The 22,649-nt window shown below is 66.5% G+C and carries 23 protein-coding genes; 8 read left to right on the plus strand and 15 right to left on the minus strand.

Annotation, left to right across the window (positions count from 1 at the left end; genetic code table 11):
• Window positions 1–76: 76 nt before the first annotated feature.
• The gene (gene soxR, locus NDB2M1_RS08560) at window positions 77–535 is read left to right on the plus strand and encodes a redox-sensitive transcriptional activator SoxR (protein ID WP_072381341.1); all 459 of its coding nucleotides are present in this window, start codon (window positions 77–79) and stop codon (window positions 533–535) included.
• Here soxR and NDB2M1_RS08565 read toward each other — a convergent pair.
• The 6 genes from NDB2M1_RS08565 to NDB2M1_RS08590 all read right to left on the minus strand — a co-directional run bounded on the left by NDB2M1_RS08565 (window position 532) and on the right by NDB2M1_RS08590 (window position 6,837).
• Window positions 532–813 carry a BrnA antitoxin family protein gene (locus NDB2M1_RS08565; protein ID WP_072381343.1) on the minus strand — a complete coding sequence of 94 codons (282 nt, stop codon included), beginning with the start codon at window positions 811–813 and terminating at the stop codon, window positions 532–534. The two genes, soxR and NDB2M1_RS08565, sit on opposite strands and share 4 nt — an antisense overlap.
• Window positions 773–1,045: a BrnT family toxin gene (locus tag NDB2M1_RS08570; RefSeq protein WP_072381345.1), complete on the minus strand. Its 273-nt coding sequence runs from the start codon at window positions 1,043–1,045 to the stop codon at window positions 773–775. The genes NDB2M1_RS08565 and NDB2M1_RS08570 overlap by 41 nt, the downstream gene beginning before the upstream one ends.
• Window positions 1,046–1,139: 94 nt before the next feature.
• The gene (locus tag NDB2M1_RS08575; protein WP_072381732.1) at window positions 1,140–4,622 is read right to left on the minus strand and encodes a chromosome segregation SMC family protein; all 3,483 of its coding nucleotides are present in this window, start codon (window positions 4,620–4,622) and stop codon (window positions 1,140–1,142) included.
• Window positions 4,623–4,684: 62 nt separating this feature from the next.
• Entirely contained in the window at window positions 4,685–5,446 is a 762-nt protein-coding gene (locus NDB2M1_RS08580; RefSeq protein WP_072381734.1) for a thioredoxin domain-containing protein, read from the minus strand.
• Between the two features lie 108 nt (window positions 5,447–5,554).
• On the minus strand, window positions 5,555–6,262 hold the full coding sequence (locus NDB2M1_RS08585) for a thioredoxin domain-containing protein (RefSeq protein WP_253185818.1): 708 nt from the start codon (window positions 6,260–6,262) through the stop codon (window positions 5,555–5,557).
• Window positions 6,263–6,276: 14 nt separating this feature from the next.
• Window positions 6,277–6,837 (minus strand): DUF721 domain-containing protein, encoded by a 561-nt coding sequence (locus tag NDB2M1_RS08590; RefSeq protein ID WP_072381350.1) that lies wholly within the window; start codon window positions 6,835–6,837, stop codon window positions 6,277–6,279.
• Window positions 6,838–6,866: 29 nt separating this feature from the next.
• Here NDB2M1_RS08590 and NDB2M1_RS08595 point away from each other — a divergent pair, with 29 nt between their 5' ends.
• Genes NDB2M1_RS08595 through NDB2M1_RS08610 form a run of 4 tightly spaced genes read left to right on the plus strand, consistent with a single transcriptional unit; the run spans window position 6,867 to window position 10,872 of the window.
• Window positions 6,867–7,955 carry an A/G-specific adenine glycosylase gene (locus NDB2M1_RS08595; protein ID WP_083554739.1) on the plus strand — a complete coding sequence of 363 codons (1,089 nt, stop codon included), beginning with the start codon at window positions 6,867–6,869 and terminating at the stop codon, window positions 7,953–7,955.
• Between the two features lie 3 nt (window positions 7,956–7,958).
• On the plus strand, window positions 7,959–9,269 hold the full coding sequence (locus NDB2M1_RS08600; RefSeq protein WP_072381352.1) for a serine hydrolase domain-containing protein: 1,311 nt from the start codon (window positions 7,959–7,961) through the stop codon (window positions 9,267–9,269).
• 5 nt (window positions 9,270–9,274) lie between these two features.
• A complete protein-coding gene (gene nudC, locus NDB2M1_RS08605) occupies window positions 9,275–10,180 on the plus strand; it encodes an NAD(+) diphosphatase (RefSeq protein WP_072381354.1) in 906 nt (301 codons plus the stop codon).
• Entirely contained in the window at window positions 10,177–10,872 is a 696-nt protein-coding gene (locus tag NDB2M1_RS08610) for a DsbA family oxidoreductase (protein ID WP_072381356.1), read from the plus strand. Before nudC ends, NDB2M1_RS08610 begins: the two co-directional genes overlap by 4 nt.
• Before the next feature lie 188 nt (window positions 10,873–11,060).
• Here the strand turns inward: NDB2M1_RS08610 and NDB2M1_RS08615 are convergent, their stop codons facing one another.
• The 4 genes from NDB2M1_RS08615 to mgtE form a co-directional block, all read right to left on the minus strand.
• Window positions 11,061–11,936 (minus strand): DUF7946 domain-containing protein, encoded by an 876-nt coding sequence (locus NDB2M1_RS08615; protein WP_072381358.1) that lies wholly within the window; start codon window positions 11,934–11,936, stop codon window positions 11,061–11,063.
• A 183-nt stretch (window positions 11,937–12,119) separates the two neighbouring features.
• Entirely contained in the window at window positions 12,120–13,967 is a 1,848-nt protein-coding gene (locus tag NDB2M1_RS08620; protein WP_072381360.1) for a glycoside hydrolase family 35 protein, read from the minus strand.
• A 414-nt stretch (window positions 13,968–14,381) separates the two neighbouring features.
• A complete protein-coding gene (locus tag NDB2M1_RS08625) occupies window positions 14,382–14,774 on the minus strand; it encodes a DUF1489 family protein (RefSeq protein WP_072381362.1) in 393 nt (130 codons plus the stop codon).
• A 7-nt stretch (window positions 14,775–14,781) separates the two neighbouring features.
• On the minus strand, window positions 14,782–16,227 hold the full coding sequence (mgtE, locus tag NDB2M1_RS08630) for a magnesium transporter (RefSeq protein ID WP_083554740.1): 1,446 nt from the start codon (window positions 16,225–16,227) through the stop codon (window positions 14,782–14,784).
• Between the two features lie 105 nt (window positions 16,228–16,332).
• Between mgtE and NDB2M1_RS08635 the strand changes: the two genes are divergently transcribed.
• On the plus strand, window positions 16,333–16,788 hold the full coding sequence (locus tag NDB2M1_RS08635) for a peptidylprolyl isomerase (protein ID WP_072381364.1): 456 nt from the start codon (window positions 16,333–16,335) through the stop codon (window positions 16,786–16,788).
• A 24-nt stretch (window positions 16,789–16,812) separates the two neighbouring features.
• Window positions 16,813–17,247 carry a GNAT family N-acetyltransferase gene (locus tag NDB2M1_RS08640; RefSeq protein ID WP_253185819.1) on the plus strand — a complete coding sequence of 145 codons (435 nt, stop codon included), beginning with the start codon at window positions 16,813–16,815 and terminating at the stop codon, window positions 17,245–17,247.
• Window positions 17,248–17,254: 7 nt separating this feature from the next.
• Here NDB2M1_RS08640 and NDB2M1_RS08645 read toward each other — a convergent pair whose 3' ends face one another.
• The 4 genes from NDB2M1_RS08645 to NDB2M1_RS08660 all read right to left on the minus strand — a co-directional run bounded on the left by NDB2M1_RS08645 (window position 17,255) and on the right by NDB2M1_RS08660 (window position 20,784).
• On the minus strand, window positions 17,255–18,136 hold the full coding sequence (locus tag NDB2M1_RS08645) for a LysR substrate-binding domain-containing protein (protein WP_072381368.1): 882 nt from the start codon (window positions 18,134–18,136) through the stop codon (window positions 17,255–17,257).
• Window positions 18,137–18,142: 6 nt separating this feature from the next.
• Window positions 18,143–19,081, minus strand: coding sequence for a hemolysin family protein (locus tag NDB2M1_RS08650; protein WP_072381370.1), 939 nt, complete (start codon window positions 19,079–19,081; stop codon window positions 18,143–18,145).
• Between the two features lie 20 nt (window positions 19,082–19,101).
• On the minus strand, window positions 19,102–19,602 hold the full coding sequence (ybeY, locus tag NDB2M1_RS08655) for an rRNA maturation RNase YbeY (RefSeq protein WP_072381372.1): 501 nt from the start codon (window positions 19,600–19,602) through the stop codon (window positions 19,102–19,104).
• A 108-nt stretch (window positions 19,603–19,710) separates the two neighbouring features.
• A complete protein-coding gene (locus tag NDB2M1_RS08660; protein ID WP_054122242.1) occupies window positions 19,711–20,784 on the minus strand; it encodes a PhoH family protein in 1,074 nt (357 codons plus the stop codon).
• A gap of 234 nt (window positions 20,785–21,018) precedes the next feature.
• Between NDB2M1_RS08660 and NDB2M1_RS21990 the strand changes: the two genes are divergently transcribed.
• Complete coding sequence (locus tag NDB2M1_RS21990) at window positions 21,019–21,273, plus strand: hypothetical protein (protein ID WP_143146683.1); 255 nt, start codon at window positions 21,019–21,021, stop codon at window positions 21,271–21,273.
• Window positions 21,274–21,295: 22 nt separating this feature from the next.
• On the opposite strand, the gene miaB is transcribed toward NDB2M1_RS21990, so the two are convergent.
• The gene (gene miaB, locus NDB2M1_RS08670; RefSeq protein WP_072381376.1) at window positions 21,296–22,636 is read right to left on the minus strand and encodes a tRNA (N6-isopentenyl adenosine(37)-C2)-methylthiotransferase MiaB; all 1,341 of its coding nucleotides are present in this window, start codon (window positions 22,634–22,636) and stop codon (window positions 21,296–21,298) included.
• Between the last annotated feature and the right edge of the window lie 13 nt (window positions 22,637–22,649).

Below are 22,649 nucleotides of genomic sequence, written 5' to 3' on the forward strand. Positions count from 1 at the left end.
TCTGGAATATTTACGCGCTATCCCTTATGCAACCTCAAGCTGACTTGAGGTCAAGGGAATTTTGCGAGGGGTCGCGATGCTTGCCAAACCGGCCAAGGGCCGCAACGATCTGGTGCCGATCGGGGTGCTCGCACAGCGCACCGGGCTCGCTGTCTCCGCCATCCGCTACTACGAGGATCGCGGTCTGATCGCCTCTGTGCGCACCGACGGCAACCAGCGCCGCTTCCTCCGCTCCGATATCCGCCGCCTCAGCTTCATCCTGATCGCCCAGCGCCTCGGGCTGGGTCTCGCCGAGATCGAGCGCGAGATGGCCGCGCTCCCCCATGGCCGGACGCCCACCGTGCTCGACTGGCAGCGCATCAGCCGCTCCCTGCGCAGCGAGATCGACACGCGCATCCAGCTGCTCACCCGCACGCGCAACAAGCTCGACGAATGCATCGGCTGCGGCTGCCTCAGCCTCGACCGCTGCCAGCTCTACAACAAGGAAGACCGCGCCGCCGCTGGGGGGCCGGGGCCGCGGTTCGTGCTGGATTAGATCCCTAGTGCTTTGCGCAGTTCCGCGTTGATCCGCGATTGCCAGCCCTTGCCGGTGGCGCGGAACTTTTCGACCACATCGGGATCGAGCCGCAAGGTTACCTGCTTCTTGGGGTTTTCGGACACGGGGCGGCCGGGACGGGTCCACGTGCCAATAGCCTCGCGGACGACCTTGCCGCCGATTGAAAGCTGCGCGTGGCGGAAGTGTTCATCCGTCCACTCGGGCGCATCGTCCGGATCAGTCCAGCGCTCTTCGATATCGGGCTTGTTCTCGCTCATTGGCTTTTCTCATCGAAATGATGCGGCGCGTTCCGTCGCGAATGGTCCAGGTGACCGCCACAAGACGGCCGTCCAGTGAACCGAACGTGTTGTACCTATCCTCACCGTAGTCGGCCCGATCGTCGAGCCAAGTAAACTCGGTTCCATCGAAAATCTGCCCGGCTTCTGCGAAATCGAGTCCGCGCATTTCGAGGGTCAGAAGCCGCTTGGCTTCGTCGTAAGTGATTTCCATGGTCAACCCATCTGCGACACGTCCTGCCAAGACTGAGCGTCGAAGGGCTGACTAATCATCGACGAGGTTCTAAATAAAGTAACTACAAAAATTGTCAAGCCCCGGCACTCGCCAGAAGGCTCTCCGCCCCGCCGAGATCGACGCTGACCAGCCGGGAGACGCCGCGCTCCACCATCGTCACGCCGAACAGGCGGTGCATGCGGCTCATCGTCACCGCATTGTGCGTCACGATCAGGTAGCGGGTGGTTGTCTCCGCCGCCATCGCGTCGAGCAGGTCGCAGAAGCGCTCGATATTGGCATCGTCGAGCGGCGCATCGACTTCGTCCAGCACGCAGATCGGCGCGGGGTTGGTGAGGAACAGCGCGAAGATCAGCGCGACAGCGGTCAGCGCCTGCTCGCCGCCGGAAAGCAGCGTAAGCGACTGCAGGCGCTTGCCCGGCGGCTGGGCGAAGATCTCGAGCCCGGCCTCCAGCGGATCGTCGCTGTCGACCAGCGCCAGATGCGCTTCGCCGCCGCCGAAAAGCCGCGCGAACAGGCGCCGGAAGTGCGCGTCGACTGCCTCGAACGCCGCCCGCAGCCGCTCGCGCCCCTCTCGGTTCAAGGCGCCGATCGAGCCGCGCAGGCGGTTGATCGCCTCGGTCAGTTCCGCCTGCTCGGTGACGATGGCGGTGTGCTGGGCTTCGGCTTCGGTCAGCTCGGTCGCGGCGACGAGGTTGACCGGCCCCAGCCGCTCGCGGTCGGCGATCAGGCGGTCATGCGCGGCGGATTCCTCGGGCGCGGCAGAAACATCGCTGCCGGGAAAGCCGATGCGTTCGGGCAGCAGCGGCGGCGGACACTGGAACCGCTCGCCGGCGATCCCGGCCATTTCCTGCCTGCGCTGGTCCTCGTTCTCGGCCTTGGCGCCCAGTGCAGCACGAGCCTCGCGCGCGCTGGCGAGCGCTTCGTTGGCCGCAGCCAGCGCGGTCTCGGCATTGCGCGCCTCGGTCTCGGTGCGCGCCAGTGTGGTCTCGGCCTCGGCCAGCGCTGCGGCATAGCGCACCCGCAAGGCCTCGGCTTCCTCCAGATCGCGGGCGAGGGCAGGGGGCTTGGCGGCGACGACATTGCGCTCCTGAGTCAGATCCTCCACCTGCCCCGCCATCGCCGCGAGCCGCCGCGCGGCGTCCCCGGCGCGCGCCTGCCAGCCGCGGATATCGCCGCGCAGCGCCACCAGCCGCTCCTTGCCCACCGCCAGCGCCTGCCCATGCGATGCCACCGCCGCCATCGCGGCCTGATAGGCGGCGCGGGCGCGGTCGTTCTTATGGCGCTCGGCCTCCACGCCGGCGCGGCCCACGGCAGGATCGGGCAGCGCCGCGCGGCGGGCTTCGGCTTCGGCAAGATCGGTTTCGGCGGATTGGCGCTGCGAGGCGAGATCGGCAGCCGAGCGGTCCAGTTCCTCGCGCCGCGCCGCAATCCGGGCGCGCGCCGCCTCGGCCTGATCGAGTGCCCGCAAGGCGCTGCGCTCGGCATCGGACGCTGCGGCGAGTGCACGCTCGTTGGCGGCGAATTCGCTCTGCAAGCGGGCAAGCTCCGCCTGCAAACCCGCCAGCTCGGCTTGCGCCGCAGTGCTCGCGGCTTCGGCGGCTTCGGCAGCGGCGCGGCGTTCGGGCAGCGCGGCTTCCAGTTCGGCAAGACGGTTTTCGGCGGCGAGGATCGCGGCTTCCGCCCCGCCTTCGCCGCGCGCCACAAATCCGTCCCAACGGCGGAGATGCCCCTCGCGCGTTACCAGCCATTCGCCCGGCGCCAGCGCCTCGCCCGCGTCCGCCTCTGCCACGCGCACCAGCGCCAAACGCGCGGCCAGTTCCGGCGGGCACTTCGTCACATGATGGAGCAGCGCATCGGCACGAGCCGGAGGCGCCTCCGCCCCCGTCCAGAACCGGCCATCGCCCGCAGGCGCCGCCCCCAGCGGAGCGCCAGCATCGCGGCCCAGCACCGCCGCCAGCGCCCGCTCATAGCCCGGCGCGGCGCGTGCGGCGCCCAGCGCGCTCGGCCCCTTGCCGGTGCGCGCCGTGGCCGCCTCGCGCGCCGCCTTGTCGCGGGCGAGCGCCGTCAACTCGCGCTCCAGCCCGACCAGATCGGCCCGCGCTGCCGCCAGCTCCGAGGATGCCGCCTCACGCGCGGCGGCAAGGCTTTCGCGTGTCGCTGTCAGCCGCTCGCGCTCGCCCGTCAGCCGCTCCCGCGCTTCGCCGATCTCGGAAAGCTTGGCGGCAGCCTCGGCCCGGCGCGCTTCGGCAGCGGCCATCGCCAGCGCCGGATCCGGCTCCGCCTCGAGCGCGCGCCCGGTCGCCGCCAGCCGCGCATCCTCGCCATCGAGCCTTGCGAGCCGCTGCCGCGCCGCCGTCAGCGCGGCCTCTGCCACACGCCACTCCGCTTCGACCCCGGCTTGCTCGGCCACCATCGCCGCCAGCGCCAGTTCGGCTGCCCGGGCTGCCTGCTCAGCCGCCGCCTCGGCCGCCTTCAGCCCCGGCCCCTCCGCCGTCTGCTCCGCCAGCGCCGCTTCTGCAGCCGCCAGATCGGCCTCGAGCCGCGTCAGCGCCGTCGCGGCATCCGTGGTCAGCCGGTCCGCCTCGCTGCGTTCGGCCTCGATGCGGCGGATTTGGCGATCGATGTCGGCCAGCCGCTGCGCCGCCGCCTCTGCCTGTGCGGTCAGCGCCGCGATCCGCTGGCCCTGGTCCGCCGCGTCCTGCCGCCGATCAAACAGCGCATCGCGCGCCGCGCTTTGCGCAGCAGCCGCGGCGTGCTGGGCCTCCTGCGCGCTGCGAGCCGCGCCCTGCGCCGCGCTCACCGCTTCCTCGGCCTTGCTCGCCGCTGAGCGCGCCGCGTCCGCCGCCGCCGCCGCATCGCGCCACCGCGCAAAGATCAGCCGCGCCTCGGCCACCCGGATGCGTTCCGAAAGCTGCTTGTAGCGCTCCGCCGCCCGCGCCTGCCGCCGCAGCGTGCCGACTTGCGCTTCCAGCGTCACGATCAGATCGTCGAGCCGCGCCAGATTGGTCTCGGTCGCGCGCAGCTTCGCCTCGGCATCCTTGCGCCGCACGTGGAGCCCGGCGATCCCCGCCGCTTCCTCCAGCATCGCGCGCCGCTCCGCCGGGCGCGCCGCGATCACCGCCGCGATCCGCCCCTGGCTGACCAGCGCTGGGCTGTGCGCCCCAGTCGCCGCATCGGCAAACACCAGCGCGACGTCTTTCGCCCGCACGTCGCGACCATTGACGCGGTAGGCGCTGCCCGCACCACGCTCGATCCGGCGCACCACTTCCAGCTCGCCGCCAAACGGCCCGGAGGGGTCCGTCTCGGCAGAAAGCATCACTTCGGCAAAGTCGCGCGCGGGCCGGCTCGCGGTCCCGGCGAAGATCACGTCTTCCATCCCGCCGCCGCGCAAGGACCTAGCCGAGCCTTCGCCCATAACCCAGCGGATGGCCTCGAGCAGGTTGGACTTGCCGCAGCCGTTGGGGCCGACAACCCCCGTCAGCCCGGGTTCGATGCGCAGTTCGGCAGGCTCGACGAAGCTCTTGAATCCGGAGAGCTTCAGCCGCGTGAACTGCATCGGCACCCGCTCTGCCATGCTATCCGCCCCCGCGTTGCATGGCGTGTGTCAGCGCGCCTCGATCAACGTGCGCCGGCCTGTTGCAGGATCGGTTCGAGCGCATCCCAGGTCGCCACTTCCACGTTCTTGCCGTTGACGAGGAAGGTCGGCGTGCCGGTCACGTTGTAGGCATCGGTGGCCTTGGAGGTGGCGTCCGCCAGCTTGGTCGCGGTCGCGCTGTTGGCGAGGCACTGCGCGGCCTGATCCTTGGCAATGCCGCGCGCCGCGAAGAAGTCGATCAGCCCGCCGCGCTCGCCGATGGCGGAAAAGATCTTGTCCTGCGGCAGATTGGCGGCCTGCAGCTGCGCACCGATCGGCTGGAGCTGGTCGAAGATCGTCTTCTGGTTCGAATAGACCTGCTCGGTCAGCGCGAAGAAGCTCTCGGGCGTGCCGCAGTGGGTCAGCATCGCCATGGTCGTGTCATAGGGATCGCGCACGAAGTTGCGGAACTCGAAGCTCACCGTCCCCTTGGCGACATACTCGTCGCGCAAGCGGGGGAAGCCCTTTTCCTCGAACTCGGCGCAGTGCGGGCAGGTCAGCGAGCCGAACTCGATGACCTTGATCGGCGCATTGGGGTTGCCCATCACATAGCCGCCTTCGGGCGTCACCGAAACGACATCGGCCCAGGCCTTGCCCGCCGGCGGCGCCACGGCATTCAGCGGCGCGCCAACCGGACCCGCACCCGCGGCATCGTCCTTCTTGCCGCATGCGGACAGGCCGAGAGCCAGCGGCAGCGCGATCAGCGCAAGGAGCAGGCGGGCGGGGGTGAACAGCTTGGTCTGCATGGAGTCTGGGTTCGCTTCGCTCGTGAAAGACTTGAGGCGGATCATTGCTAGCCGATTGGCCGGCGGGATTGAAGGGCCGCCAGCAGCGGCCCGTGGATTATCGCGCGTTCAGCGCAGCCGCGCCTCGATCTGCGGCTTGAGCGCGTCCCACGAATAGGTCCCGCTCAGCGGCACGCCGTTAAGCAGGAAGCTCGGCGTGCCGCTCACGAAGTCCTTCTCGGTCGCTTCCTTGGTGTGCTGGGCGAGCCGCTCGGCCAGCGCCTTGTCGGCAAGGCAGCGATCGACCTCGGGCCGGCCATAGCCGCGCGCCTCCATCAGCGCATAAAGGCCGAGGTCGCCGGCGATGGCGCGGGTGCGGGTGGCGAAATCGGGGCTCGACCAGCGCGCCTTCTGCCCGTCGGTCAGGCTGGCGATCGGGGCCATCCACGTCGTCTGGTGGCGCAGGAAGGTGCTGTGATTGGCGAAGAACTTGGATGGCGGCCCGCAATGCGTGAGCAGCGCGACGGTGAGGTCGATCCCGTCGCGCACATAGCTGCGCACCTCGATCGAGCCCTTGCCGGTGGCAATGAAGCCGATGCGCAGCTGGGCATCCGATTCCTGTTCGAAATGCGCGCAATGCGGGCAGGTATAGCTGATGTATTCGACCAGCTTCACCGGCGCATTGGGATTGCCGACAATATGGCTGTCGATCGGCGTGCGCGTGACCATTCCGGCCCAGTTGGCCTTCGGCGGCGCCGGTTTCGGCGCGGGTTTGCTCGCCGCGGTCAGCAGCATCGCACCGCACAGCGCGGCAAGCAGCAGGCCAAACGTCTTCATCAGGTTGCGCATCGTCAGTCTTGCTTCCCGTTCACTTCACCCAAGCTACGCGCCAGCGATTCCAGCACTGTCCGCAGTTCCGGGTCGCCGATATCGCGCAGGCTGTCGCCAAGTTCCATCGGAATCGGCTTGAGCGAGGGCGGGGCGGCGCGGAGCGGACGCTGCGCATCACTGGCGGCGGGCGGCTGAACCTCACCTTGCCGCAGCTTCACGCGCGCAACGGCGCGGTAGCCGAAGAACTGGTTCACCCGCTCCATAATCTCCGGGATCACGTGCTGGATCAGCGGGGCGTGGGCCGGGGTGACCACAAGCTGCAGAATGCCGTCCGACTTTTCGCCGGGCGGAAAACGGATCGATTCCGGCGCGCAATGGCGAGCATGCGCAGGGCCAACGATCTCGCCCCAGCGCGAGACGACCGAGCTTTGCACGAAGCCGAAGCGGCGGAATGCGGTGCGCCCGATCGCGGGCATCAGGTCGGCAATCGCGCGCGCCTCCCCGCCGCGCGGTCGCTCATAGGCGCGCGCACCGGCAGGCGCCTTGGCGCTTTTGGGAGGGGAGGTGGGATCGCGTTCCATTGTCCGCGCCGCCATGCCATAGCCGCGCCATGCAGGCCAGTGGCGAGACAGTTCAGATCGGGGATGGTCGGATCGGGGATGAGGGCGCCGTCGCGGCGGCGCTGCCCGAAGCGCTTTTGGCCTGGTACGACCTCAACGCAAGGCGCCTGCCGTGGCGCGCCTTGCCCGGCGAACCCGCGCCCGATCCCTACCGCGTCTGGCTCTCCGAAGTCATGCTTCAGCAGACCACCGTCGCGGCGGTGCGCGCCTACTACGCCAGGTTCCTCGATCTCTGGCCCACGGTGGAGGCGCTTGCCGCTGCCGAGGACGCCGATGTCATGGCCGCATGGGCCGGGCTCGGCTACTACGCCCGCGCCCGCAATCTGCTCGCCTGCGCCCGTGAAGTGGCCCGGCGAGGCGGTTTCCCGCGCACCGAAGCGGGCCTGCGGGAGCTTCCCGGCCTTGGCGCCTACACTGCCGCCGCCGTCGCCGCGATTGCCTTCGGAGAGCGCGCCGTCGTCGTCGACGCCAATGTCGAGCGCGTCGTCTCGCGGCTCTTCGCGATTGCTGAACCGCTCCCCGGCGGGCGCACCGCGATCCGCGCAGCGACGGACACGATCACGCCCGATGCCCGCTCCGGCGATTTCGCGCAGGCGATGATGGACCTCGGCTCCTCGATCTGCACGGTGAAATCCCCGCGCTGCCTGCTCTGTCCGCTGTCACAGCACTGCGCCGCTCGCGCCGCCGGCACGGCGGAGGCCTATCCGGTCAAGGCCGCCAAGAAGGCCAAGCCCACCCGTACCGGCACCGCCTTCTGGATCGAGCGCGAGGGCGCGGTGCTCCTTGTCCAGCGTGAAGGCAAGGGCATGCTCGGCGGGATGCGCGCGCTGCCCGATGATGGCTGGTCCGCCCGCGCGGATGGGCATGGCAACCCGCCCATACCCGGCAATTGGCGCCCGGCAGGCGTGGTCCGCCATGGTTTCACGCATTTCGATCTCGAACTGCAAATGATGCTTTGCGCAGGCGCCGATTGCGCTACTCTGCCGCCGGGAGAGTTCTGGCCGGTCGAGGGGATCGAGGCCGCGGGGCTGCCCACCGTTTTTGCCAAGGCCGCGCGCCTGGCGCTTGCTCACAGGTAGATCATGCCAGATCAGACGCTTCTGCTTTCCCGGCGTTCCCTGCTGCGGTCTGCAGGCTGGCTCGGTGCGGGCCTCGCTGGATCGTCCCTCCTGCCCGGGCGGCTCATGGCCCAGCCCGCCGCCGAGCAGCTTTACCCCACCGTGACCAACCTCGTGTACGAATACGTCGCCTCGGGCAAACTGGCAGGCGCCGTCGCCGCGATCGGCTTTGGGAGCGAAGCCCCGGCGCAGATCGCGCGTGGCACGCTCGCGTTCGATTCCGACGTGCCCGTCGATCTCGACAGCCTCTACCGCATCTATTCGATGACCAAGCCGGTCACCGGCATGGCCGCGATGATGCTGGTGGATGAAGGGAAGATCGGGCTCGACCAGCCGATCAGCGATTTCCTCCCCAAGTTCGCGAAGATGCAGGTGCAGGTGACGCCCGATGGCTCGATCACCGACCTCAAGCCCGCGCAGACCGCGATCACCCTGCGCCACCTCCTCACCCACACCGCGGGCCTCGGCTACACGATCATCCAGAAGGGCCCGATCAAGGAGGCCTACGAGGATGCCGGCCTCGTCCCCGCGCGCGTCAGCCGCTCGGCCATCCCGGTCCTCGGCACGGTCAAAACCGTCCCCAGCCTTGCCGAATTTGCCGACAAGCTCGCCGAAATGCCGCTCGTCTACGAACCCGGCACGACATTCAGCTACTCGGTCAGCCTCGATCTCCTCGGCCGCCTGATCGAAGTCGTCTCGGGCAAGAGCTTTGATGTGTTCCTCGCCGAGCGCCTGTTCGGCCCCTGCGGCATGGCGAGCACCGGCTGGCAAGTCAGCCCGACGCAAGTCTCGCGCCTCACCACCAACTACTACCTCCACGATGGCAAGGCCGATCCGCTCGATCCCGCCGCCACCTCGGCCTATCTCGATCCGCCGGCCTTCGCGTTCGGCGGCGCGGGCCTCGTCAGTTCCCCGCGCGATTACGACCGCTTCCTGATGATGCTCGCGGGCGGCGGCATGATCGGCGGAACCCGCCTGATGAGCGAGGCCGCCGTCCGCCTCGGCACCAGCAATTTGCTCCCCGCCGCCGTGCCCACTGCCGGCACCTGGATCGAAGGCGCCGGCTTCGGCGCTGGCGGCCGCGTCGGCCTCGGCGCCGATGCGGGCACCTATGGCTGGTCGGGCGCCGCGGGCACCGTCGGCTTCGTCAACACGCGGATCGGCCTGCGCGCGGGCCTCTTCGTGCAGTACATGCCCTCCTCGGGCCTGCCCATAAACGAGGAGTTCCCCAAGTCGGTCCTCACCGATATCTCGGCCATGAAGAAGGCGGCCTGAACCCCATGCTCTATCGTCCCGATCCCCCGATTTCCTTCACCGGCGCCGTCCTCGACCGCGCCGACCACATCCGCGCCGACGCGGACAAGCTCGCCGACCTCATGAACTGGCGCGCGCGCCTGCTCCGGCTCGACGGCCTCGATCCGGTGATCGGCGACGATGGCACACTCGTCTGGGGCACCCTCGCCGATGCGGGCGAGCACGACGAACTCGTCTTCCTCGGCCTCGACGAGAGCGGCCGCGCCTGCTTCGCCCCCGTCTCCCCCGCCAACAAGGGCAACCCCGGCCCCGCCACCCCCCGCCTCTGGGGCGCGATGGCCTCGCTCCCCGCCGGCGATCTCGCGACCTACGGCGGCGCCCGCGCGCTCGTCGATTGGCACGCCCGCCACCGCTTCTGCGCGCGCTGCGGCTATGCCACCAAGCTCGGCAAGGGCGGCTGGCAGCGCAAGTGCGTCAACATGGATTGCAAGGCCGAGCATTTCCCCCGCGTCGATCCCGTCACCATCATGTCGGTCGAATGGGAGGGCCAGCTCCTCCTCGGCCGCCAGCCCCGCTTCCCCCCCAAGCGCTACTCCGCACTCGCAGGCTTCGTCGAACCGGGCGAATCGATCGAGGAAGCCGTGGCCCGTGAGGTCTTCGAGGAAGCGGGCGTGCGCGTGCGCGATGTCCAGTATGTCGCCTGCCAGCCCTGGCCGTTCCCCTCCTCGCTGATGATCGGCTGCCACGCCCACGCCGATGATCCCGCCATCACCATCGACAAGACCGAACTCGACGACGCGCGCTGGTTCACCCGCGACGAAGTGGTCTACGCGATGGAAGCCCTGAAAACCGGCGCCGAGGACGGCGCCTTCATCGCCCCGCCGCCTTTCGCGGTGGCCCATCACCTCCTGAAATGGTGGATCGAGCAATGAGCCAGCCTGCACAAGTCACCGTCGATATCTGGTCCGATGTCATGTGCCCATGGTGCGTCATCGGCCACAACCAGCTCGAAAAGGCGCTGGAGGGCATGGCAGGCGAAGTCACCGCCACCATCCGCTTCCACCCCTTCGAACTCAATCGCGACATGCCCGAACAGGGCGAGGAAAGCGCCGCCCACATCCAGCGCAAATATGGCCGCACGCCTGACCAAGCTGCCGAAGCCCGCGGCCGCATGGCGCAGGCCGCCGAAGCCGCCGGCTATTCCTTCGCCTACACCGGGGAAGGCGATCCGCCCCCCGCGATGATGTGGAACACGCGCCTCGCCCACCGCCTCCTCGTCCACACCCTGCGCGAACACGGCGCGGACATGCAGGTCAAACTCAAGCGCGCCCTCTTCGACGCCCACTTCCAGCAGCGCCGCCGCATGAACGACCCCGCCGTGCTGACCGACATCGCCGCCTCCGTCGGCCTCTCCCGCACCGAAGCCGCCGCCGCGCTCACCGACCCCGAGATCGACGCCATCGTCGAAGCCGGCGAGCAGCAAGCCTGGGACTGGAACATCAGCGGCGTCCCCGCGATGATCATTAACGGCAAATACATGATCCCCGGCGCGCAGGACCCGGCGACCTACGCCAACATGCTGCGGCGGGTGGTGGCGAAGGAAGCGGCGCTGGCGGCGGGGTAGGGGTAAGGGGCCTCTCGCTCATCCTGAGCTTGTCGAAGGACGGGCAAGGGCCATCGCCCTTGCATCCCGTTCCTCTCCATTTTTGCGCAGCACAAATGGGGAGGTGGCAGCGCGAAGCGCTGACGGAGGGGTTGGTTTGAGCAAAGTGATTTATGCTGCTGCAACCCTAGTCTCTGCCAAAAAAGATTTCAGTTGGTAGGAGAAACCGCTGTCACGACCAGACCTTTTAACCTGCCGGTAGCACTCTCCAACCTGTGGCAGGTCAGCATAATAGGAATCGCTGAAACACTTATTTCATCTGTCGATGAACGATTTACCGCATTTGATCTAAGGCTGGCTGTAATGAGATTTATAGAATCACGGTTCCTTGCATTAGCTTCCAGCTCAAATGGGATGGGTCGTTTTTCATCGAAAGAATAAATTCTCCCTTTGAAGGTATTGGAGTTATAACTTGATACAACCCCGACCACCTGCGATGGTTTTGGGGATTTCACAGTGTGGGAAATGTATTGATACGATATCTCTGTTAGTTCAGGACCTAATTGAATTGGTTTCTTTTTGTCGGGATAGGCAATCAACTTGGCTGATGTCGCGGTTCGGTTGCCGACAATAGGTCGATGCATATCGGAGATGGCTGCCTCGGTTTTTTCCACCAAGCTGTCCATCTTTTCTTTCGTTATCTTTTTTGAGGCAAGATATTCTTCGTGTTGCTGTCCTAAACTTTTACTAAAATCGACATGAAATCCTAGCGTTTCTTTTACAACAAGATCGTAAGCGGAATATAGTAGGTGGCCAAAAACACTATCTTTTGGTGCTGTGCCGACGGTCCAAATGCCGACAAGAATGGTAGCTGTTACCTTCCAACTTCCCTCCTCAGGTGGCGTTGTGATTATCTTGGCGCCTTGAAGTGACGGCGCTTGTGTAATTATCTCGCCATTCAGCAGCAAATGTGTCGTCAGAGCAAGTGATCTTTGAAAGCCAACTAGGGCTCGCGCTGCATCGTAAAGGTCAATCGTGTTGTTGTCTGTAAGGTTGCCAGTATAGCTCAGCGTGATTTCTGCCATGATCGCCCCAAATCACCATGACGCAAGATGTTGCACGCGCTGTAGCAAGCGATCACACCCCGGTCTTTGACCACAAAACACACGGCCTCATAGTGTAACCGGCGTCGTTATGCCAGAGTTTGGGATCGGGCAATTGTACGGTCACTTCACTAAATCCCCAGTTTATTTACGTTTGATCCCGCATCACACCCCCACCCGATCCCAAACCATCTCCCCCCGCCCCGAAAGCACCGTCTCGGTCGGCCCGAACAGGTCCAGCACCACCACCTCGTTCGCGCCCACCTTCAGCCACGGCGCGGGGACGAACACGCCCCGCTGCGGCCCGGCGGACCAGTACCGCCCCAGATTGCGCCCGTTCACCCAGACGTAGCCTTTGCCCCAGCCGCGCAGGTCGAGAAAGGTGAAGCCCGGCTCGCTCGTGGTGAACGTGCCGCGATAGAACGCCGGCCCCGTCTCCCCGCCGCGCCGCGCGGTGAAGGTCAGCTTGGCCGCATCCTCCAGCAGCACCGGGCGGTGTTCCCACCCCTTCAGCGGCGCGCCGTCCACGGTGATCGGGCCGAGCAGCCCCTTCTGGTCCTTGCCGACGCCCATGCCATAGTTCGCATGGCCCATCGCATCGACCAGCACTTCGATCACCGCCCCCGCCGGTGCGTCGATGGCAAAGCCCTTGTCCCCCCGGCGGCGGTCGAGCGTCGCGGCGGGCTTGCCGTCCACGCTCACCAGCGCCAGATCGCGCACTTCGGTGAGGGTCAGCTGGCCCTTGGCAGCCTGCGCCAGCCGGTGCCGATAGAGCAGCATCCCCGCCGCGCGCCCGCAGCCTTCGAGCGTCTGGGGATCATGCGCCACTTGCGCCGGGCCCAGCAATTGCGCCAGCGGTGCGACTTCGCCCAGCGCAAAGGGCGCAACGGTCAGCGCCTTCTCCGGCGCAGGCAGTTCGCGGAAGCTGTCTGCGGGCAGATAATCCGCCAGCAACTTGCGCACCGCCGCATACTTCGCGGTCGGCCGTCCCGCCTCATCCAGCAGCGCGTCGTAGTCGTAGCTCGAGATATCAGGCTCGTAGACATTCTTCTCCACATCGAGATTGGCGCCCGCCCAGGTCCCGAACGAGGTGCCGCCGTGGAACATGTAGAAGCTCACCGACATCTTGCGGTCCAGCATCCACTTGAGGTTGGCGATCACGTTCTCGGTGGTCGTCGTCGCCTGCGTCTCGTGCCAGTGATTGAACCAGCCCGCCCAGAACTCCGAGCAGAACGCTGGTCCGCCAAAGCCCTTGTCCGCACGCTCCTTGAACGCCTTCTCGGCCTCGCCGGGCGTGAACGTGCCGAAGTTGATCCCTGATGGAATGCCGGGGATCGATCCCTTCTCCATCACCGATGCGCCATCGACGGTATAGAGCTGGCCCGTAAACCCGGCCGAGCGCGTCGCGTCCACCAGCGCCTTCAGATAACGCTGGTCGCTGCCGAACGCGCCATATTCGTTCTCGGTCTGCGTCATGATGATCGGCCCGCCGCGGTCGATCTGCAGCGGCGCCAGTTCCTCGCCCAGCCGCTTCAGCCAGCGCGCGGTGGGCTTCATGAAGCTTGGATCGGCAGACCGCACCGGCGCAGATGCATCGGGCAGCAGCCACGCGGGCAGCCCGCCGCCATCCCATTCCGCGCAGACATAGGGGCCGGGCCGCAGAAGCACGTGCAGCCCTTCCTCCTGCGCCATTCGCACCCACGCCGCGACATCGAGATTGTCCGCAAAATCGAACGTGCCCGGCACCTGTTCGTGGATGTTCCAGAACATGTACGCGCTCAGCGTATTGAGCCCCAGCGCCCGCATCTTGCGCAGCCGGTCCCGCCACAGTGCGCGGGGGATGCGCGGATAGTGCATCTCGCCCGCAAGGATTTGCAGCGGCTTGCCGTCGAGCAGGAAGTCGTTGCCCTTGACCTGAAAGCGCGAGCCTGCGGGCGCAGCGAAAGCGGGCAGGGCGAACGAGGCAAGACCGGCGGCTCCGATCCCCATGGCAGTGCGGCGGTCGAAGGTCATCCGGCTGGTCCTCTCCAAGCGATGGTCTCGAAGGCTGATTTATCAGACTTATTGTTGAACGCCAAACCGGGCGGCCCAGCTTTCCATTCCTCTAGACGTTCGCCCCATTCGTCCACGCCTTCGTCCCATCCTCCATACCTTCGTCATCCCCGCGAAGGCGGGGATCCAGAGCGGCCACAACGCCACGCTCGCCACCCAATAAATAACAGACGCGTCTGTTATTTATTATCCGCTGTCCTACAGCAACCGACCTGCGCTATGTTCATTAAATGTTCTCATCAACCCACGCAAATCTGCCGCTTCTGATCCTGCTGCATGTCGCGTGGCTGGGGCTGACAGTTTTTGCTCTGGACTGTGTCAACCGTGTCAACCTTGCCCCGCATCCCCGGGATGCGAATCCGTCTTCAACCGGGTTCAGGCCAGCCCCAGCTTGGCCAATTCCCCCGCCAGACTCGGCGGCAGCACTTCGGCGCTTTCGCCATCCGCGAGGTCGGCGGGCGCGTCGGCCTCTTCCAGATAGCGCCAGCCCTGATGCGCGCGCTTGGGCTTGGGGTGGACGTCGATCAGTTTCGTGGAAATCACGATGTTGGTCCGTCCACCTTCGGCTTCCTCGAAGCCAAGGATCTCGCTGCGCGCCACCAGCTGGTGCTTGAAGATCCAGTAGAGCGAGCCGCCGATCATCTCCTCGTGCCGCTTGGGCAGGTAACGCGTGGTCAGCCGCGCCTTGTCGCCGCGTGTCCGGAACCAGCCGTGGAGGTCTTCGAACGATGTTGCCCCATAGGCGACCTTGGTCATGTGGAGTGGCATGTGTCTGTCAGGCTAGCCCGCTCAGCACGGCGAGGCCGAGGAAGGAGAAGAAGCCCATCACGTCGGTCGCCATCGTCACGAATACGGCGGAGGAGACGGCTGGATCGACTTTCAGCCGGTCCAGCGTGACGGGCACCATGATTCCGGCCAGCCCCGCGACAAGGTTGTTGATCACCATCGCCGAGCCGATCACCGCGCCCAGCAGCGGGTTCTGGAACAGCACCCAGGTGCCCGTCCCGATCAGCGCGCCGAGTGAAATGCCGTTGGCGAGCGCGATGCGCAATTCGCGCAGGATCATGCGGATGGTGTTGGAACTGGTCAGCTGGTTGGTGGCGATGGCGCGGACCACCACCGCCAGCGTCTGCGTCCCCGCATTGCCGCCCATGCCCGAGACGATCGGCATCAGCACGGCGAGCAACGCCAGCTTGGCAATCGCGCCCTGGAACATGCCGACCACCGACGAGGCGATGATCGCGGTGCCGAGATTGACCACCAGCCACGACAGGCGGGTCCGCACGGTGAGGTGGATCGGCTCGTTGATGTCGCCGTCGCCCGCACCGGACAGGCGCAGGATGTCCTCGCTCGCTTCTTCCTGGATGATGTGGACCACGTCGTCCACGGTGATCTGGCCGACCAGCCGCCCGCTTTCATCGACGACGGCGGCGGAAATCAGCGCGTATTTCTGGAAGCGCAGCGCGACTTCTTCCTGGTCCATCGCCACCGGGATCAGCGTCTGGTCGCGCTTCATCACGTCGGTCAGCGCGATGGAGCGCGGGGTGCGCAGGATCCACGAGAGCGCGCAGGTGCCGATTGGCCGGTGCTTGGGATCGACGATGAAGACTTCCCAGAACTCGGTCGCGAGGTCCTGCTCCTCGCGCATGTAGTCGATGAGATCGCCGACGGTCATGTGCTCGGGCACCGCGATCACGTCGCGGCTCATGATGCGGCCGGCGGAGTCCTCCGGATAGGCGAGCGCGCTTTCGATGGCGGCGCGGTCTTCCGGCTCCATCTCGGCGAGGACGGCCTGCTGGTCTTCCTCGTCGAGGTCCTGGATCAGCGCGACGGCGTCGTCGGTCTCCATCTCGCCGGCAAGCTCGGCGACTTCATCGGGATCGAGCTCCTCGACGAGGTCGTCGCGGACGTAATCGTTGAGCTCGGCGATGACTTCGGAGCCGAGCAGGTCGTTGATGGCGCGGGCGAGGGGGGCGCGGTAGTCGGGCCCGATCAGCTCGAACAGGTCGGCGACGTCGGCGGGGTGGAGCGGTTCGACGAGGTTGTAGACGGTCTCCTGATCGTCTTCATCGAGCGCCTCGGTCACCCGGCGGATGAACGAGGGGCGCAGCGTGTTGTCCTCGTCGTCGAGGCTGTCGGCGTTGCGCGCGGGTTCCTGCTCCGTGATCACGGAGACGGCATCCGTCAGGACGGAGTCGTGCAGGTCTTCATCGCGCGCCATGGCGTGAGGCGATACGCATGGGCCGCGCAAAAGCAACCTCTAGAGGTATACATTAGCGGGCAAGAGCTTATATGCGGGGCCGATCAATCAGAGGATTTGCAGACGATGTCGGATGAAAAACTGGTTCTCACGCTCGATGGCGGCGATGTGGTGATCAAGCTGCGGCCCGATCTGGCGCCCGGCCATGTCGAGCGCATCAAGGAACTGGTCGGCGAAGGCTTCTACGACGGTATCAAGTTCCACCGCGTGATCCCCGGCTTCATGGCGCAGGGCGGCTGCCCGCAGGGCACCGGCATGGGCGGCTCGTCGAAGCCCGACCTCAAGGCCGAATTCAATGCCGAGCCGCACGTGCGCGGCGTCTGCTCGATGGCCCGCACCAGCTATCCGCACTCCGCCAACAGCCAGTTCTTCATCTGCTTCGACGATGCGCGCTTCCTCGACAAGCAGTACACCGTGTGGGGCGTGGTCGAGAGCGGCATGGAACATGTCGACGCGCTGCCGAAGGGCGAGCCGCCGGCAAAGCCGGGCGTGATCCACAAGGCGGCGATTGTCGCGGCCTGAGGGCGTCCGCGCGTGGTGGACTTCGTGCTCAGGCCTCCCACCGGCGCGGACCGCGCCGCGTGGGACCGCCTGTGGCAAGGCTACCAGCGCTTCTACAAGGTCGAGATCCTCGCGGGCGTAAGCGATCTCACATGGGCGCGGTTGCATGATCCTGCCGAGCCGATGTGGGCTTGCCTCGCATGGCAGGGCGCGCGGGCGATCGGCATGGTTCACTGGATCTACCATCGCTCGACCTGGACCGACGGCCCCTACTGCTACCTGCAGGACCTCTATGTTGACGAGGACGTGCGCGGCACCGGCGCCGGCCGCGCCCTGATCGCGCATGTCCGTACCGAAGCCGAGGCCGCCCGTGCCTCACGGCTCTACTGGCTGACCCACGAAACCAACACCGACGCGATGAAGCTCTACGACAAGGTCGCGACGCGCTCCGGCTTCGTGCAGTACCGCGTGGTGCTGTAACGGGGGCCTAGAGCCCAGCCTTGATCATCCAGTCGTGGAACAGCCGCACCGGCCGTGATTGCAGCGCGCGGGGGCGGCAGACGAACCAGTAGGAATAGGGGCTGTCGACTTCGATGTCGTAGAGCCGGGCCACGCGCGGATCATGGCTGCGCTTGTAATGGTCGTCGTGCATGATCGCGATGCCGAGGCCCTGTGCGGCGGCCTCGAGGATCAGCTGGCCGGAATCGAAGTGGTCGATCGCGGCGGGCTGCAAGGCTTCGAGATGGAGCGTGCGCTTCCACGCCTCGAAGCTCATCGGCAGGTCGTTGTGGACAAGGAAGGTCTGCTTGTTGAGCTTGGCAAGATCAGGCCGTGAGCCCAGTTCAGCCACGATCTCCGGCGTCGCGATGGCATAGACCCGGTTGTGATCGAGCCGCACCGAATGGAGCGAACCGTCCGGCCCTTCGGACAGGATGATCGCCGCGTCGATGCTGTCGCCCAGCTTGGTTTCGGCGGCAGTCGAGCTGTCGATATCGATGTGCAGCTGCGGGTGGAGCTTGCGCAGCTCACCGAGACGCGGGAACAGGCGCTGGCTCCCGAACAGCGGCAGCACGCCGAGCCGCAGGCGCAGGACTTGCCCGGTATCGATCAGGCGGTCGATCCGGTCGGCCATCTCGTCGATCAGCGGGGCAACGGCATCGTAGAGCTGCTGACCTTCCTCGGTCAGCTTGAGGAGCTGATGCTTGCGCTCGAACACCGGCTTGCCGATGAATTCTTCCAGCGCGCCCAGCCGGCGTGACAGCGCCGACGGGCTGAGGGCCAGTTCCGCCGCCGCCGTCTTGGCCGAGCCGGCGCGCACGACGCGGATGAACGCTTCCAGCGAGCGGAGCGGGGGCAGGCGGCGGATCATTGAAACTCAGTCTTCCTCGGTACTCTCGGGCACGGGCGCGTGGAGCCGCAGCCGGGTGAGCCTGCGCTCGTCCCCTGCCGTCACCTCGATCCGCCACCCGCTGTCATGTTCCAGCACACGGCCTACGGGCGGGACTCCCCCCGCCAGCACCACTGCGAGCCCGCCGAGAGTATCCACGTCCTCGTCTACCAGCGCAAGCCGGGGATCGATACGCTCGCCGACATCGTCGAGCTCGGCGCGGGCATCCGCTTCCCAGGTCAGTTCATCAACCTGGTGCAGCAGGTCCTGCGGTGCGTCGTCGTGCTCATCCTCGATCTCGCCGACGATCTCCTCGACGAGGTCCTCGATGGTGATGATCCCGTCTGTGCCGGAATATTCGTCGATGACGATGGCGAGGTGCGTGCGGCTGGAGCGCATGTCGGCCAGCACATCGAGCGCGCCGCGCGCCTGGGGCACGAACAGCGGCTGGCGCATCAGGCCGGTCCAGTCCTTGGGCGCGGGCTTGCCTGAGAGCGCCATGCCCGCGACGATCGGGAACAAGTCCTTCACGTGGAGCATGCCGACGACTTCATCGAGCGAGTCGCCATAGACCGGCAAGCGGCTGTGGCCATGCTCGGCGAAAGCATCGACGACTTCTTCGAAGGTGGCTGATGACGGAATGGCGATGATTTCGCCGCGCGGGATGGCGACGTCGTCCGCGTCATTCTCGCTGAAATGGAGCAGGTTCTTGAGCATCTGGCGTTCGAGCGGCAGAAGATCGCCGTCCGCGCCATTGCTGCCGCCCGCATCGCATTCGTGCTCCTCGATCGCTTCCTCGATCTGCGCACGCAGCGACTGGTCGTGATCCGACCCCCGGAAGAACCCCTTGAGCGCGCGCCACAGCGCGCCGCTACTGTCCCCTTCGCCCGACCGGCTTTCGCCGCCGGACCCGTTGCCCTCAGGCACTGCCCAACACTCCTTGGTGGCTAATTGGCCGCATATGGGTCCGCAAGGCCCATCAGCGCAAGCGCCTTTGTCTCCAAAGCCTCCATTTCCGCCGCGTCATCCTCGCCGGTTTCGTGGTCGTAGCCGGCGAGGTGGAGCAGGCCGTGGACGATGAGGTGCGCGGCATGCGCCTCGACCGCGATGCCTTTCTCCGCCGCTTCGCGCATGCAGACACCGTGCGCGAGGATGAGATCGCCGAGCATGCCCGGGGCATTGGGTGCGGCGGCGGCGGCCAGCACTTCCTCGCGGCTGAGCATCGGGAACGAGAGCACGTTGGTCGGCTTGTCCTTTGCGCGCCATTGCTTGTTGAGTGCGTGGACTTCCTCGTCGTCAGCCATGACGAGGCTGACGAGCAGGTGTTCATGCGCCAGTTCCGGCGCGACAGCTCCGGCTGCCTCCGCCGCGCGGGCGGCGAGGTCCTCCCAGTCGGTGGAAGCGGGCCAGACGGGATCGATATCGAGCTCGAGCGTGGGGGCGGTCACGAGGCAGTGCAGTGCTTCGACAGGCTCAGCACGAGCGGCTTCTTGTGGAATGGGTACAAATCAAACCTCGCTCATCCTGAGCTTGTCGAAGGATGCCTGAACGCTCTCTCACCCGTCCTTGCCCTCGTAGGCCTCGACAATGCGCCCGACAATCGGATGGCGCACCACGTCCGCGACGTTGAAGCGCACCATCCCGATGCCCTCGACACCCTCCAGGCGCTTCACCGCGTCGTTCAGCCCGCTCGCCGCCGTGCCGCCGGGCAGGTCGGTCTGCTTGGGGTCGCCGCAGATCACCATGCGGCTGTTCTGGCCGAAGCGGGTGAGGAACATCTTCATCTGCATCGGCGTGGTATTCTGCGCCTCGTCGAGGATGACGAAAGCATCCGCCAGCGTGCGCCCGCGCATGAAGGCGATAGGTGCGATCTCGATTTCGCCCGAAGCGAGCCGCCGCTCGACCTGTTCGGGCGGCATGCAATCGTAGAGCGCATCGTAGATCGGGCGGAGATAGGGATCGACCTTCTCCTTCATGTCACCGGGCAGGAAGCCCAGCCGCTCGCCCGCTTCGACCGCGGGGCGTGAGAGGATCAGGCGCTGGACGCTGCCGCTGATGAGCTGCGCCACCGCCTGCGCGACCGCCAGATAGGTCTTGCCGGTGCCCGCTGGCCCCAGCGCGAAGATCAGATCATCGCGGACCAGCGCGCGCATGTATTCGATCTGCGTCGCCGAGCGCGGGACAATCGTCTTCTTGCGGGTGCGGATCATGATCGGCGGCGCGCCATCGGGCGCGCCGGTGATGATCCCCTCGAGCGTCGGCTCGTTCGACATCATGATCAGCGATTCGACAGCGCCCGAGTCGACCTCATGCCCAGCGAGCAGCCGTTGGTGCATGCCTTTCAGCACATCGCGCGCGCGGGCGACAGCATCGTCCGGCCCTTCGATCACCGCCTTGTTGCCGCGCGCCGAGATATAGACGCCCAGCCGGTTCTCGATCTGCACCAGATTCTGATCGAACTGGCCGAACAGCGCGCCGAGCACGGTCTGTTCCTCGAACGCGATCTCGATCCTTGCCCTTCGTTGCTGGTCGCTGCGCGCGGCCTCGCCCTTTTGCGGATCGTTGCGGAAGGCGCCCTGCCAATCGCTGCGGGGACCTTCATCGTGCGAGCGGGAAAACTTGCGGGCCATGCGCTCCTTTCAGGATAGCTGTGCCCAGATTAGGCACCGATGCGACAGGCGCAAGACAGGTGGGGCCGAAATCGGATGATTTGCACTGTCCTGTGTCCGCAGGGGCTGATCTTGCGACACTTTGCGACCAAGATAACGGCTCGCTTAAGCAGCTGTTCCCGGCCTGTTAAGCTGATCAGGGGCAATGTGCATCGGTGGTCGCAAGCCATGCGAACCCGCTTGAAGGAGAATCCGATGCGCAAGTTTCTGCTGGCAGCCGCGTTCCTCGCGCTGACCCCTGCCATTGCCCCCGCTGCCGCCTCGGCTCACGCCGGTCCGGATGCGCGAGTCCATGCCATCCACCGCGAAGTGGTGCAGGACCGCCGCGAAGTGCGCGAGGAGCGCCGCGAGCTTCGCCATGCCCGCCGCGAGCTGCACCGCGATCATCGACAGCTTCACCGGGCCCGGGTTGCCCGTGCCCGAGCCTGGCATCGCCACCACCACGGCTGATCCTTGAGGTCCGTGCCGCCGTTCAGGCGGCGGCGCGCGCCACGAGCCGTCCACCCATCGAATTGGGTCCGGCTTCGACCAGATCGACCTCGACGAGGTCGCCCAGCGCGGCATCGCCGGTGAAGTGAACCGATTGCAGCCAGGGCGATTTGCCGAGCCACTGCCCGGCATGACGGCCCTTGCGCTCGACCAGCACTTCGCAGCGCGTGCCGACGCTGGCCTTGTTGAACGCGAGGCTGTCACGTTGGAGTGCCGCAATCAGGCGCTGCAGGCGGTCGTCCATCACCTCGGAGGCGATCTGGCCGCCCATCGTGGCGGCGGGCGTGCCGGGCCGGGCGGAGAACTTGAAGCTGAAGGCCTGCGCGTAGCGGGCCTCGGCGACGATCTGCAGCGTTTCCCCGAACTCGGCCTCGGTCTCGCCGGGGAAGCCGACGATGAAATCGCCCGAGAGCGCGATATCAGGCCGGGCGGCGCGGACGCGCTCCAGAATGCGCAGGTAGCCCGCGGCGGTGTGGCTGCGGTTCATGGCTTTCAGCACGCGGTCGCTGCCCGATTGCACCGGCAGGTGGAGAAACGGCATGAGCTTGGGATTGAGCCCATGCGCCTCGATCAGCGCGTCGTCCATGTCCATCGGGTGGCTGGTCGTGTAGCGGATGCGGGCGAGTTCATCGATCTTTGCGAGTTCCTCGGCGAGGCCCGCGAGGCCAACCTTGCGGCCCTTGTCGTCTTCACCCGACCACGCATTCACATTCTGACCCAGCAGCGTGATCTCTCGCGCGCCGCCTTCGACGAGGGCGCGCGCTTCGCTGACGAGATCGGCCCAGGGGCGCGAAAGCTCGGCGCCGCGGGTATAGGGGACGACGCAATAGGTGCAGAATTTGTCGCAGCCTTCCTGCACGGTGAGGAAGGCGGACGCGCCCACCTTGCGGCGCTTGGGCAGCGCGGCAAACTTGGCTTCCGCCGGCATGTCCGTCTCGGTCGCGCGGCCACCGGCGGCGGCCTGCGCGACCATCGCGGGCAGGTGGTGATAGGCCTGCGGGCCGACGACGACGCGCACCGAGGGCGCGCGGGCCATGATTTCCTCGCCCTCCGCCTGTGCCACGCACCCGGCGACCGCGATCAGCGGCACGGCGCCCGCCTCGCGGCCATCCTTCACGATGCGGCCGATATCGGAATAGACCTTTTCGGTCGCCTTCTCGCGGATGTGGCAGGTGTTGAGGACGACGAGATCGGCCGCAGAGCCTTCGTCCGCTGCGCGCATGCCTTCGGCGGTGAGCAGCTCGGCCATGCGCTCGCCGTCATAGACGTTCATCTGGCAGCCGAAACTCTTGACGTGGAAGGTGCGGGGCGGGGTCGCGGTCATCGTGGGCGCTTAC

Source organism: Novosphingobium sp. NDB2Meth1, assembly GCF_900117425.1.
GTDB lineage: Bacteria > Pseudomonadota > Alphaproteobacteria > Sphingomonadales > Sphingomonadaceae > Novosphingobium.